Origin of the sequence: Marinobacter sp. (assembly GCF_040904845.1) — a bacterium.
GTDB lineage: Bacteria > Pseudomonadota > Gammaproteobacteria > Pseudomonadales > Oleiphilaceae > Marinobacter.
The window spans coordinates 168,241-180,776 of the sequence record NZ_JBBDSR010000109.1; the positions used below are offsets into that span (position 1 = coordinate 168,241).

Below are 12,536 nucleotides of genomic sequence, written 5' to 3' on the forward strand. Positions count from 1 at the left end.
ACCTCAGTGAACGAAACGACCCAGCAGAACAACCCCGGCATAACCCAGCGTGTACGCCAGCAAAAGGTGCCCAAGATACCGCATATAAGCGGCAAAGGTCAGCCCGGGAATCTTGCTCATGGCGACAATACCCGCGGCGGAACCGATGACCAACAGCGATCCCCCCACGCCAACGGCGTAGGTCAGCCCCATCCATTCTCCCCGGCTCATCTCAATACCGGATTTCAACAGCGCGGCAGTGAGCGGCACGTTATCAATGACGGCAGAGAATATTCCCATCAGGTAGTTGGCCGTTACCGGGGGTAATACCTCGTAAATAGCCACCAGCGATTGCAACGCCTGTATTTCCTTGAGCATGCCCACCAGCAGCAGGATGCCGAGGAAAAACAACAGGGTTTCGAATTCGATAACGCGGATGTATTCCAGGATCGGATCAAGATCGTTGTCTTCGCTCATGAAACGGGACACCAGGAACATGATCGACAGGCCGAATAAAAAGGTCAGTACCGGTGGCACGCTGAACAACGCGTTGCCGGTGATGGTGGCAATGATGGTGGTCAGAAACAGAACGCCGATGACGGCATCGACCGGTCTGACGGCATTGACGTTGGTTTTCAGAGTGACCGTCCCGTTCAGCCCCCGCGACATGATAAGGGCAAGGAGAAACACGGTGATGGACGCCGGAATGGCAAGGGTCAGCAAGGTGAGGATTTCGACCTTGTCAGCCAGGAAGATCATCAGTGTGGTGACATCGCCGGTGATCAACGACACGCCGCCCGAATTGACGGCAAACACCACCAGCGTAATGAACTGGATGCGCTTTTTCAGCTCCAGATCCAGCGACAGGATCAGCGAACATGAGACTAACGTGGCGGTGATATTGTCCGCCAAAGACGAGAAGATAAAACAGAAAAGGCCGGTTAAAAACAGCAGTTTCCGCTCGCTGACTTGTTGCGGCATGATCAGGTAGATGACGTTCTCGATCATCCCTTTCTTGTTCAGATAAGCGACAAACGTCATGGCCGCGACCAGGAACAGCCAGAGCCCGGCGACTTCAGCAATGCTTTCAGCCAGACCAGCGGAGATGGCTGATGTCTCGGTGGCATCGTCACTGAATATGAACAGCAGCATCCAGCATAGCGTGCCGAAAAACAGCGTAACCTTGGCTTTGTTGACGTGAATGACTTCCTCGAAGATCACGCCCAACAGCGCCAGAAGGGCCAGAATAATCAATACAGGCTCTAGACTGAACATGGGGCTTCCTGACAACGGGTAATGGGTGTTGCGGGCGGATTTTAGACCTTTGACCCGCTGCCGGCTACTGTTCGCACATGCAGGTAGTTGGCGCAAATGACCCAGCGCAAGGCGGCGACAGCGGATTATTGCCTATCGCATTTTATTCCTGGGGCAAAAACAAGGATAATCGCGCCGCACATTCAGACAGGAAGCCACTGCCGGGCTCTCGACCTCATTCGCTCTGCAGGCTTCTCAAAGACCTCTCTGCTGATCGTGGAGAGGTGCAGGCTCTAAACCAAGCAGGGTGAAAATCAATGGCCGTAAGACAGGCAGATGTAGTGCTGGTCGGCGGGGGCGTCATGAGCGCTACCCTCGGCGTGATGCTCAGGCAACTGGACCCATCACTGGACATCGTTATGGTGGAACGTCTCGATCACGTTGCCCATGAAAGCACCGATGGATGGAACAACGCAGGCACCGGCCACGCCGGCTACTGTGAACTGAATTATACCCCCGAATCCGACGATGGCGATGTCACCATCGACCGCGCGCTGCAGATCAACGCGTCGTTTGAAGAGTCTCTCCAGTTCTGGTCCCACCTTGTGGAGCAGGGCAAGTTGCCGGAACCTTCCTCTTTTATCAATCGCACGCCGCATCAGAGTTTCGTGTGGGGCGAGAAAGACGTGGCGTTTCTCAAGCGCCGTTTTGAAAAACTCAGTAACCACCACCTGTTCCGGGAAATGGAGTACACCGAGTCCCCGGCTGACCTGGCTGAGTGGATGCCGCTGGTGGTGAAACACCGTGATCCCATGCAGCCGGTCGCCGCCACCCGCATTCGCCATGGTTCGGACGTGGACTTCGGCTCGTTGACCCGCAGCATGGTCAAATATCTGCAGAGCACGCCGAATTTTGAACTGATGCTCAGCAGCCCGGTTCATTACCTGGCCAAGCGTGACAATGGCCGTTGGAAAGTTCGGGTAAAGGATCAGAGAACCGGCGTAACGCAAAAGCTTGAAGCCGGCTTCGTCTTCCTCGGGGCTGGCGGTGGTGCGCTGCCAATGCTGCAAAAATCAAACATTGAAGAATCCAAAGGCTACGGTGGCTTTCCGGTCAGCGGCCAGTGGCTGGTGTGTCAGAAGCCCGAGGTCGTCGAGCAGCATGACTCCAAGGTTTATGGTAAGGCCCCCATGGGCGCGCCTCCGATGTCGGTACCACACCTGGATACCCGCATTATCAATGGCGAGCCGGCACTGCTGTTTGGGCCTTTCGCAGGCTTTACCACGCGCTTCCTGAAGCAGGGCTCGGTGTTTGATCTGTTTGGTTCGGTAAAGTCAAACAACCTGCGCCCGATGCTGTCGGTCAGCAAAAGCAACATGGATCTGACCCGCTATCTGATCGGTGAGGTGTTCCAGTCCCATTCAGAGCGGGTAGCCTCGCTGCGCAACTTCTTCCCGGATGCGAAAGAAGAGAACTGGAGGCTGCAAAGCGCCGGTCAGCGGGTTCAGATCATCAAACAGGCCGAAGGTGGTGGTGGCAAGCTCGAGTTTGGTACCGAAATCGTCGCCGCTAAAGACGGCAGCCTGGCAGCCTTGTTGGGGGCGTCGCCCGGTGCGTCCACGGCGGCTCACGCGATGATCAATGTGATCGAGCGTTGTTTCCCCGAGAAAATCAAAACCGATGAATGGCAGGCGCGCATGAAAGAGATGGTGGGCTCCTACGGTCAGTCACTCGTTGATGATGAACCCTTGCTCAGAAAAGTGCGCGAACGGACGCTGACAACCCTGAAATTGGGCTGATATATCTAATTGATCTAAGAACTACGAAAGCACTATGAATACTGGCCTTACCGCCTGTCTTCATGGTGTTTTTTTGTGGATTTTCGCTGGGATTATTTGCGATTTGCATCAAACTCTATAGGTTAGGGAGCACATCCCCTGAAAGGAGTTCGCCTGTGACTGAGCAAACGTTCAATCCGGAAAAAGGTTATATTGCTTTGTTGGGATGGAGCCTCAATGCCATTGAGGCTGCCGACAAATTCGACCGCCGCTACGTGGTGGTTGCCCCCGATTGGGCCGAGGCCTACTGCAAAGAACACGACATTCCCTACGTTCCCTGGAACTTCGAGCGCTTGAACGACCGATCGTTTGAGATTGCTCAAACCCTGAAAGAGATGGGTGTGGATGTATCCATCCCGCTGTTCGAGGAAACCGTAGAGTGGGCCGGTGCCATCAATTCTGTGCTGATGGACAACCCCCGGCTGTTCGGACAAGCCATGTTGTTGCGCGACAAAGCTCTGATGAAGCGTCGGGCACAGCTGGGTGGTATTCGCGTGGGCATTTTTGAAGAAGCCCACGATAAGGAAGACGTTGTTCGCTTCCTCAAACGGGTCAATCAGACGCTGCTGAAACTCGACGGCGACCCCAATGACCCCATCCACCTGAAAGCCTTCGACAAGGCCGGTTGCCTTGGTCACCGGGTTATCCGCACCCCCGACGAAGTGGACACCATTCCCGAAGAGGAGTTTCCGGTACTGATGGAATCCCACCTTGATGGCTGGGAATTCGCGGTGGAAGCCTGGATTCATAATGGGAAAGTGGCCTTCCTCAATATTTCGGAATACGTCACCCTGGGCTATTCGGTGTTTGTCCCCGCTACACCCGATCTTGAGAAATACCGTGCGCAGATCACTGCCGAGATCGAAAAGCTGGTTAAAACGTTCGACATTGAGTTCGGCTTCATTCATCCCGAGTACTTCGTGACCAGCGATGGCACCATGTACTTTGGTGAGGTGGCCTACCGTCCGCCCGGCTTCAAAGTGTTCGAATTGCTTGAGCGGTCATACGGTTTCAACGCCTACCAGGGCATGATCATGGCGTTCGATCCGAAGACGACGGCAGAAGAAGTGAAAGCCTTCTTCCCGAAAGAAGTGGTGGATGCCAAGGGATACGCTGGGTGCTTCGGTGTGTACCCCCGCCGTCGGGTGGTCAGCAAGCTGGAAATGCCCGAGGAAACCGAGAATCACGAGTATTTCGAGACCCACGAGCTGACGCCGCCGGTCGAGGAAACCGTCACCAAACGTACTGCGTTCGGGACGCACTGGGGCCTGATTTACTTCTTTGGGGAAGACCCTTACGTGTTGAGGGATCTTCTCAAACATCAGGAAGAACTGGATTTCTATGTATAATTCCCTCAGGAATAACTAACACGGGTCTGGTCCAGACCCTGAGGAAGACAGTTTGAGCGACTCCGACGCTGGCAACGCTGGTCTGGTTGTGAATTTCGATAAGCTGGTGCAGCGGCTGGATGATGCGATAGGGGCGCTGGCAGACAGCCGCTCCTTCGCCAAAGTGGGCAAGCTACCCCGGCTGTTTGATATTGCCCGGCGTGTACTGCTGCAGCCCGAGGGCTACGCGGCGATGCAGGCGAGGGCAGAAAGCCTGGAAAACGCGGGTGTGTTTCTCGGCACGGACTGGGCGGAACCGTCCATCCTGCTGCCGTACCTGACCACCAGCGCCCTGCAAAGCCCCAACGCGGATACCGTCGTCATCGAAACCATCAGCGAACTTCGGCTGCTGGCGGTGGCGAAGGGTGACTACCAGCACCCAACAGTCTCTGCGGAACAGGCTCACCACTACCTGACTCAGGTCCTTGCGATCAACCTGAGCCTGTTATTTGGTGAAGTCAGCGAAGCCGAGCGTGAGCAAGGCAAGCTCGCCCGGATCAGTCGCGGGGTCATCCAGCACGTTGCCCATGAAATTGGCTATGAGCATGTGATTGACCGGCTCATAGAAGAAATCTGGCGCATTCTCCAACAACGCCCGATTCAGGTCACCAGCGTGCGCCAGATGATTACCCAGATTGCGCTGTGCCGAATTGACCCGGCCATCGATCTTGGTGGTGCGGGGCAGGGGGCGGAGCGCCTTATTTCCAGTTTGTACGGCCCCACACAGGCCTGCCGTGAAGACCCGGGCATTGCGGTCTATCAGGAACGGCTGCAATCCATGGACTCCGGAGCCCTGCAGAGCGAAGCCACCGGCTTTGCCCGCTCGATGCACGACACCGGCCTGGTTTCGCCTTACCACGCCACCTTTGTGCGGCACATCCTGGAGAAGCAGGATACTCTGCTGACGGATGCGCTGGGGCTGTCCAGTACCGGTCGGGATTGCCTGCTGTGCTATCAGGAACTGGCCCATGCACTGGTGACCGAAGGGGTCTTTCCGGAGACGGCTCAGGGCCTTTACGGCCTGGCTCTGATGCTGGAGCGGGGCATTCTCTATCAACCGCCGGTCGCACCCGCCTTGTGGCGTCAGGTGTTACTGACCATTTGCCCGGCTGCCCGGGAACGCCTGCAACTGGCTTATGGTGTCAGCCCGGATCCCAAGGCCTGGCTGATCCAGGGGGTAATGAACATGCTCGGCCAGCCGCTGGGTGTGGGGCAGGGCAACAACCCGACCTGTCAGTCGGCGCGGGCACTGTCCATGTGGGCCTACAACGATCCGGACTACCTGCTGCAAATGGTCGCGTGGGCCGCGCGGGACAACGAAATCATCATGCACTTTGAAGGCAAGCCGATTTCGTCCGCCAAAAGTGAAGGCGGTGTGGCCTCGGAGATTACCCTCGACCTCGACCCGGTCTCGCTGGTGGTGGTTCCGCATCTTGACCGTATTTATGCGGAGATGGGCCGGCAGTGTGTTGGTCGCCCAGGCGATCCTCATCAATGGGTCAACCCGGAATTTCATGGCTGGTCCGCTGGCCGCGGATTCAGTATCAATGTGGAAGTCGAAACCGGGCACCTGAAGGACCTGGAAGATTTTCTGCGGCATTTTTACGCCAGTTATCATCCTTACTACAACGGTAACCAACCGCTGATCCACCCGCAGCCCGCCGGCGTAGCTGTCACTGACAGTGCCGCGCGGTTTATAGGCTGGCATGCCATTACCATTCTGCGCGTCGCGCTGGACCCGGAAGATGTCATGCGGGTGTATTTCTTCAACCCCAACAACGACAGTGGCCAGAATTGGGGTGACGCCGTCATCGTGAGCACGGCGGGAAAAGGCGAGCGGTTTGGTGAGGCATCCCTGCCGCTTGAGCAGTTTGCTTCCCGGCTGTACATCTACCACTACGACCCGCTCGAACGCGGCGAGCCGGCAGATGTCGGGCAGGATGAGCTGCAGCGGGTGATTGATCGTGTCTACAACAGCTGGGGGCGTGATCGCGTGCCCGCTGACATTGGTCTGCAAGCCGAGCCGCCGGCGTAGGAGGCGTAGCAGCCCTTAAAGAGCAAACGGTGAATCAGGAGACGCTATGACGGGCGCAGCCAGCACTCCCCTGAACGGTGCCGACATACTGGTCAGGGCACTGGAGAACGAGGGCGTGAAGTACATCTTCGCCGTACCCGGCGAGGAGAATCTTCATTTTCTGGAAGCACTGCGACAATCCGATATTCAACTGGTGTTGAACCGGCACGAACAGGCGGCCGGCTTTATGGCGGCCACCTACGGTCGCCTGACCGGAAAAGTCGGCGTGTGCCTGTCTACCCTCGGGCCCGGGGCGACCAACCTGGTCACCGCAGCGGCTTATGCCCAGCTCGGTGCCATGCCAATGATGATGATCTCCGGCCAGAAACCCATCAAGTCGTCCAAGCAGGGTCTGTTTCAGATTCTGGATGTAGTGGACTTGATGCGGCCACTCACCAAGTACACCCGCCAGATTAGCAACGCCAACACCGTGCCTGCCAAAGTACGGGAAGCGTTCCGCCTGGCCTCGGAGGAGCGGCCCGGTGCTGTGCACCTGGAGTTGCCAGAGGACATCGCCGCCGAGACCACCGCACCGGATACCCACATCTTCGAACCCAGTGACGCCCGCCGGCCAACCGCGAGCACCAAAAGCCTGGAAAAAGCCTGCGAGATGATCCGCAACGCCCGCCACCCATTGATCATGATCGGGGCAGGGGCCAACCGGAAGCGAGTGTCTCAGGCGCTGATCCATCTGGTTAATGACAGCAACATTCCGTTTTTCACGACCCAGATGGGCAAAGGCGTGGTGGACGAGCGCCACCCCAGATACCTTGGCAACGCCGCCCTCTCCGCCGGGGACTTCGTGCACTGCGCCATCGATCACGCGGATCTGGTGATTAACGTCGGCCACGACGTGGTGGAAAAGCCGCCGTTTTTCATGAAGCCCGGTGGCAAGCAGGTAATCCACGTTAACTTCAGTGGTGCCGATGTCGACCCTGTGTACTTCCCGCAGCACGAAGTGGTGGGCGATATCGCCAACAGCGTGGAATACCTGGCGGCGAATTGCGGCCCTTGCGCCAATCACGATTTCGACCGGTTTATGGACGTGAAGGCGTCGGTCGACCAGCATCTGGCGTCCCGCGCCGAAGACCCACGGTTTCCGATCATCCCACAGCGTATCGTCCATGACGTTCGCCAGGTAATGCCGGAAGACAGCATCATTGCGCTCGACAACGGCATGTACAAGCTCTGGTTTGCCCGCAATTATCCCGCCTACGACAACAACACCGTATTGCTCGACAACGCCCTGGCTTCCATGGGCGCTGGCCTGCCCAGCGCGATGATGGCGGCCATGCTTTACCCACAGTTGAAAGTGATGGCGGTCTGCGGCGACGGCGGTTTCATGATGAACAGTCAGGAGCTGGAAACCGCTGTGCGGCTGAAGCTGAACCTGGTGGTGCTGATCATTAATGACAGCGCCTACGGAATGATCAAATGGAAGCAGGCTCAGGAAGGTTTCCCGGGGTTTGGACTGGACTACTCTAACCCAGACTTTGTGACCTACGCCCAAGCCTATGGAGCCACCGGACACCGCGTGACGCGCACCGAAGATCTCCGGCCGACCCTTGAGGCCGCCCTCTCGGCAGGCGGCGTTCATCTGGTGGACGTGCCCGTGGATTACAGCGAAAACAAACGGGTATTCGACGAAGAGCTGGCGGAGCTGACCTGCCGCCTGTAGCCGGCTGAGGAACAGCCACGATAATCTGCAGGCAGGGGTCACAAAATTAAATTAGTGAAAATCACCCAGAAGGTCAGGCCGGTAAACGCGGTGGCAATCAGCGCCACCGGCTAGTCTGCCGACAGCGAATACCCAAATTCACCCACCCCGGGGTAGCGAATGGAAAACCATTTTGATGTCGACTGGATGCTCACCCTCAACCATCTGGCCCTCATGGCCATCGCTTACCTGCTCGCCTTCCCCATCGGTTTTGACCGTGAAGAACAGGGCCCGAGAATCGGCCTGAGAACCTTCCCATTGGTTGCCGTGGTGTCCTGCGGCTTCATGCTGGTTGGCCGCGCCGTGATCGATTCCCCGGGCGAACAGGGCCGCGTGTTGCAAGGCATCATCACCGGTATCGGCTTCATCGGTGGCGGTGCCATCCTGAGAGACAACAGCCGCGTGATTGGCACCGCCACCGCTGCCAGCATTTGGAATTGCGGTGCGATTGGCGTTGCCGTGGCTTACCACCATCTCGAAATCGCCATTGCCCTGAGTGCACTGAACTTCTTCACGCTGCGGTATATGGGGCGCTTGGTAAGGTCGGTGACCGGTGAGGCGGCGGGCCCGTAGACACTTAGTTCTTGTTGATAGGGGTCTCAGTGGCGTATATACTTTGTATATACAAAAGGCTTGAGGGATACGATGACGCTGAAATGTTCATCTGCAGTGAAGCAGAAGCTGGCTGAGAAACACGGTGTCAGTCCGGAAGAAGTTCAGCAATGTTTTGGAAACCGTGAGGGTGGCCTATTGGAGGACACCAGAGAGGACCATAAGACAGATCCTCCAACTCAGTGGTTTATTGCTGAAACGGACTACGGCCGCCGCCTCAAGGTTGCCTTCATTCTCAAAGATGGAGATATACTGCTGAAAACAGCATACGGCCCCAATCCGAAAGAAGAAGCTATCTACACCAAGTATGGATTTTAATTCAAATGAGTCGCAGATAAAGAACCAGAAGAACGAAAGCGGCGGGGAGCACGCAACATGGCAAAGAAAATAGAAGGCACCCCGGAAGCCTGGGAAGATGGTTCCCTGGGCCGGGATGAAGAGTTCGTTCGTGTATCAAAAAACGTCGATGATGCTGCCCTGAATGATGCGGCTGACTTGCAGCCAATTTCAATCCGCCTGCAGAAATCACTCATCGAGGACTTCAAGAGGATTGCCGAAATCAACGGCATTGGCTATCAGCCACTCATCCGCCAGGTCCTTAAGCGGTTTGCGGATTCAGAAAAGCGCCGCATTTTGCGCGAGAAATCTGCAGACATGCGCAGCCTGGGTGATGACAATCACCATGATCCTGAAAATGGTGAAGGTCACAGAGACTACGGTTGACGATAACTTACCGGTGAGGGGGCTATGTGCGGCTGACTCAGCATAAGCGACGCCCCCTGGTTTAAAGCCTCCTGAAAGGTTTCTGCATTCCGCTAATTTAGCAACGTGACTTAAACCAACGGGCCTCCGCAATATCCGGGGCGGTTCAGTTTGCGGGTTGAATAGAGCGGACAGGGTGCCTAGCCAGCTGAGGAAAGGTGTATATCTCCAGCCTTGTCCAATTTCGAACTACATGTGCCAATCTTCACAGAGTGTGCGGAAGGTATTCTTGCCATCGGATGCCCGTAGTTCAATATGGATGTAACAGGCATAAAAAAGCCCCGTTTCCGGGGCTTTGGGGCGTTTCAGTGGATCTCGCTGGACCTCCTGAAACTCTTGGTTGGTGGAGACGGCGGGAATTGAACCCGCGTCCGCCAGCACTCAGCCTTGAGATCTACATGTTTAGCGTCTCTCTATTGATTTAAGTTCAAGCGACCCGAGAGCCAGGGTGCGAGAACCGAGTTCTTTAGATCTTAGCCGTTAGCCAGTGAACTCTGGATAACGGAGCATCCCGTAAGCGATGACGTCCTGAGATGTAGCTCTGGGCTACGGGCGACCCAGTCAGGACGACTAGCAGCTTACGCTGCTAGTGAGTAGTTTTCGTCGTTTGCGACTATTGCGTTGCAGCTTTGGATTAACGAGATTGGCTGCCATCTCGACATGCACCCAAGGGTTCGCCACCAGCGTCGAAGCCATGTCGTCCCCTCACTCACAGTATATGTGGGTCCTTCCGGCGACTTCAAGGGAAGATTGGTGAAGTTTTGTCGGGCCGCCGGGGATTTGTACCTAGTCAGTCAGCGTTGGCGGCGACCCGGTGTTCCGTTCGTTGCAGGGCGGCGTCTCGTATTTCGGTAAAACTCTCGCGGAAATACCCCATGATGGCGCTGGGATCTGCGTCAATGCCTCGGTCCACGGTGATGCCGAATTGCACGGTGCCGGCGTATGTGAAAATGCTGAGGCCAATGCCGATGTTGCCGCTCTGGGGTACCCAGAACATGGGCTGCACCAGTTTGGCTCCGGCAAGGTAAACCGCTTCTTTGGGGCCTGGCACATTGGTGAGCACGGCCGAGGCTTTGTTGCTCAGCAAGGCCAGGGCGCGCCGTTCCAATATGTCCGGGCCACGGCCAAACAGGTCCAGCAGGCTGTAGGTGACCTGCGCCTGGTAGGAACGTTTGAGCCGGTTCATGTTTTCCTGCACCTGACGGAACCGCATGATGGGGTCCGGAACCTCTACGGGCAGGCACACCAGTACCAGCCCGAATTGGTTGCCCAGGGTGCCGATGGGCTGCCTCAGTGGGCGCAGGTTGAAGGGCACCGCAACGCGGATGCCGCACTCCGGGATGTGTTCGCCGGCCCCGCGGAAATGTCGCTGCAAGGCACCGGTCGCTGCGCATAGCAGTACGTCATTCACGCTGCCACGCAAGGCGCGCCCGCACAGCTTCACCTCGGCCAGGCTGATGGGGTCGGCCCAGGCAACCTGTTTGCGTCCGCACAGGGGGGAGCGCAGTCCGGTATGGGGTTCAAGCGGCGCAAGCCCGAGTTTGATCAGGTCCACCACGATGTTGCCGGCGGCCGTTGCCAGTTTGAGGGGGTAATCCGGTTCCTTGCGGATCGACTGTAAAAACAGCCGGCCTTGCTCTACGGCGGTTTGTCCGTTGTCGAGAATGCGATGAGTAAAGCGTCGCAGGCGGTTGCCTGCATTGGCGGGTGGGGGCAGTGGCTTGGTCGCCAACCGGCTGAGTTTGGCTTCTGGCGTTGTGTCGGTCAGGGAAAGCAGCACCCGCACCAGGGATATGCCGTCCGCAATGCAGTGATGAATGCGGATCAGCAGGGCGCAGCCACCGTCGTAGTTATCAATGTAGTGGATGTGCCAGAGCGGTCGGCGAAAATCCAGCGATGTGCTGTTCAGGTTGCTGGTCAGAGCCTGCAGTTCTTCTTTGTCGCTCTCGCCCGGAAGCGCAATGCGGCGGATATGGTTGTCAATATCGAACAGCGGATCATCCTGCCAGTATATGCGGTCGCCCTCCTGGGTCACTCGTTGGCGGAAGCGCTGGAAGCACAGGAAACGTTCGTTAAGAGTGCGTTTCAGGCGGTTGATGACGATGGGCTGCTCAAACACCAGCACCGCGCAGATCATCATCGGGTTGGTGGGGCTGTCCATGCGCAGCCAGGAGCGGTCCACGGCGGACATGGGTGTTTTACTTGCGGACATGGGGCCTCCGTTCTGGAGCAATCCTTTTGCCGAACGGACAACGTGGCCACCCGGTAGGGGCCGGTCGGCGATCAGGTCAAAAAGTATAGGCCGATCAGAATGGGGGCGGAAGAGCGTGCAGATGCGACATAGGTAAGCGTCGCACCTGCCGGAACATCACACGTTGGTTTCGCGCAGAATCCGCTGTTTCTGGCGGTTCCAGTCACGTTCTTTTTCGGTGGCGCGCTTGTCGAACATTTTCTTGCCTCTTACCAGGGCAATTTCGCATTTGACCTTGTTCTGCTTCCAGTACAGCGCCAGTGGAATGCAGGTGTACCCATCCTGGTTGACCTTGCCCACGATTTTGGCGATTTCCTTGGCGTGCAGCAGCAACTTGCGAGTTCGCGTCGGGTCGGCGATGACGTGGGTGGAGGTCGCGATCAGGGGGGTAAAGTGAGCGCCCAACAACCAGGCTTCGCCATTCTTGAGCAGCACGTAGGCGTCTGTCAGCTGGGCCTTGCCAGCACGCAGCGACTTCACTTCCCAGCCCAGCAGAGCGAGGCCGGCCTCGTAGCGCTCTTCAATATGGTATTCGTGTTTTGCCTTTTTGTTCAGGGCAATGGTACTGCTCTGGGGTGCGGGTTTCTTTTTGCTCATGAATCGATAATCCGGGGTCGGATAAAGGATTTGCCAGGCGCGTTCTGCGCCGGGAAAACGCGCA

Annotated in this window: 10 protein-coding genes and 1 other RNA gene; 7 read left to right on the plus strand and 4 right to left on the minus strand. The window is 57.0% G+C overall.

Features of this window, described 5'->3' with window-relative positions:
* Nucleotides 1-3 precede the first annotated feature (3 nt).
* Nucleotides 4-1,254 carry a sodium:proton antiporter NhaD gene (gene nhaD / locus WD429_RS14575; protein ID WP_368422910.1) on the minus strand — a complete coding sequence of 417 codons (1,251 nt, stop codon included), beginning with the start codon at nt 1,252-1,254 and terminating at the stop codon, nt 4-6.
* A gap of 296 nt (nt 1,255-1,550) precedes the next feature.
* On the opposite strand from nhaD, the gene mqo reads away from it, so the two are divergent.
* From mqo to WD429_RS14610, 7 genes are all read left to right on the plus strand, one after another.
* Complete coding sequence (mqo, locus tag WD429_RS14580; protein WP_368422911.1) at nt 1,551-3,032, plus strand: malate dehydrogenase (quinone); 1,482 nt, start codon at nt 1,551-1,553, stop codon at nt 3,030-3,032.
* A gap of 155 nt (nt 3,033-3,187) precedes the next feature.
* Nucleotides 3,188-4,420, plus strand: a complete 1,233-nt coding sequence (locus WD429_RS14585; protein WP_368422912.1) for an acetyl-CoA carboxylase biotin carboxylase subunit family protein — start codon at nt 3,188-3,190, stop codon at nt 4,418-4,420.
* A gap of 52 nt (nt 4,421-4,472) precedes the next feature.
* Nucleotides 4,473-6,494 (plus strand): hypothetical protein, encoded by a 2,022-nt coding sequence (locus WD429_RS14590; RefSeq protein ID WP_368422913.1) that lies wholly within the window; start codon nt 4,473-4,475, stop codon nt 6,492-6,494.
* 46 nt (nt 6,495-6,540) lie between these two features.
* Nucleotides 6,541-8,211, plus strand: a complete 1,671-nt coding sequence (locus WD429_RS14595) for an acetolactate synthase large subunit (protein ID WP_368422914.1) — start codon at nt 6,541-6,543, stop codon at nt 8,209-8,211.
* A gap of 159 nt (nt 8,212-8,370) precedes the next feature.
* Nucleotides 8,371-8,823 carry an MgtC/SapB family protein gene (locus tag WD429_RS14600; protein ID WP_368422915.1) on the plus strand — a complete coding sequence of 151 codons (453 nt, stop codon included), beginning with the start codon at nt 8,371-8,373 and terminating at the stop codon, nt 8,821-8,823.
* 72 nt (nt 8,824-8,895) lie between these two features.
* The gene (locus WD429_RS14605) at nt 8,896-9,180 is read left to right on the plus strand and encodes an ADP-ribosyl-(dinitrogen reductase) hydrolase (protein WP_368422916.1); all 285 of its coding nucleotides are present in this window, start codon (nt 8,896-8,898) and stop codon (nt 9,178-9,180) included.
* Between the two features lie 57 nt (nt 9,181-9,237).
* The gene (locus tag WD429_RS14610; RefSeq protein WP_368422917.1) at nt 9,238-9,585 is read left to right on the plus strand and encodes a hypothetical protein; all 348 of its coding nucleotides are present in this window, start codon (nt 9,238-9,240) and stop codon (nt 9,583-9,585) included.
* 380 nt (nt 9,586-9,965) lie between these two features.
* Here WD429_RS14610 and ssrA read toward each other — a convergent pair.
* The 3 genes from ssrA to smpB form a co-directional block, all read right to left on the minus strand.
* Nucleotides 9,966-10,329, minus strand: a transfer-messenger RNA (tmRNA) gene (gene ssrA / locus WD429_RS14615).
* Between the two features lie 85 nt (nt 10,330-10,414).
* Nucleotides 10,415-11,836: a wax ester/triacylglycerol synthase family O-acyltransferase gene (locus tag WD429_RS14620; RefSeq protein ID WP_368422918.1), complete on the minus strand. Its 1,422-nt coding sequence runs from the start codon at nt 11,834-11,836 to the stop codon at nt 10,415-10,417.
* Nucleotides 11,837-11,992: 156 nt separating this feature from the next.
* Nucleotides 11,993-12,472, minus strand: coding sequence for an SsrA-binding protein SmpB (smpB, locus tag WD429_RS14625; RefSeq protein ID WP_368422919.1), 480 nt, complete (start codon nt 12,470-12,472; stop codon nt 11,993-11,995).
* Between the last annotated feature and the right edge of the window lie 64 nt (nt 12,473-12,536).

Excerpts from the sequence above, each read along its gene's own strand:
- mqo (WP_368422911.1), top strand. The coding sequence starts at position 1,551 with ATGGCCGTAAGACAGGCAGATGTAGTGCTGGTCGGCGGGGGCGTCATG.
- WD429_RS14610 (WP_368422917.1), top strand. The coding sequence starts at position 9,238 with ATGGCAAAGAAAATAGAAGGCACCCCGGAAGCCTGGGAAGATGGTTCC.
- WD429_RS14605 (WP_368422916.1), top strand. The coding sequence starts at position 8,896 with ATGACGCTGAAATGTTCATCTGCAGTGAAGCAGAAGCTGGCTGAGAAA.
- WD429_RS14595 (WP_368422914.1), top strand. The coding sequence starts at position 6,541 with ATGACGGGCGCAGCCAGCACTCCCCTGAACGGTGCCGACATACTGGTC.
- nhaD (WP_368422910.1), bottom strand. The coding sequence starts at position 1,254 with ATGTTCAGTCTAGAGCCTGTATTGATTATTCTGGCCCTTCTGGCGCTG.
- WD429_RS14600 (WP_368422915.1), top strand. The coding sequence starts at position 8,371 with ATGGAAAACCATTTTGATGTCGACTGGATGCTCACCCTCAACCATCTG.
- smpB (WP_368422919.1), bottom strand. The coding sequence starts at position 12,472 with ATGAGCAAAAAGAAACCCGCACCCCAGAGCAGTACCATTGCCCTGAAC.
- WD429_RS14620 (WP_368422918.1), bottom strand. The coding sequence starts at position 11,836 with ATGTCCGCAAGTAAAACACCCATGTCCGCCGTGGACCGCTCCTGGCTG.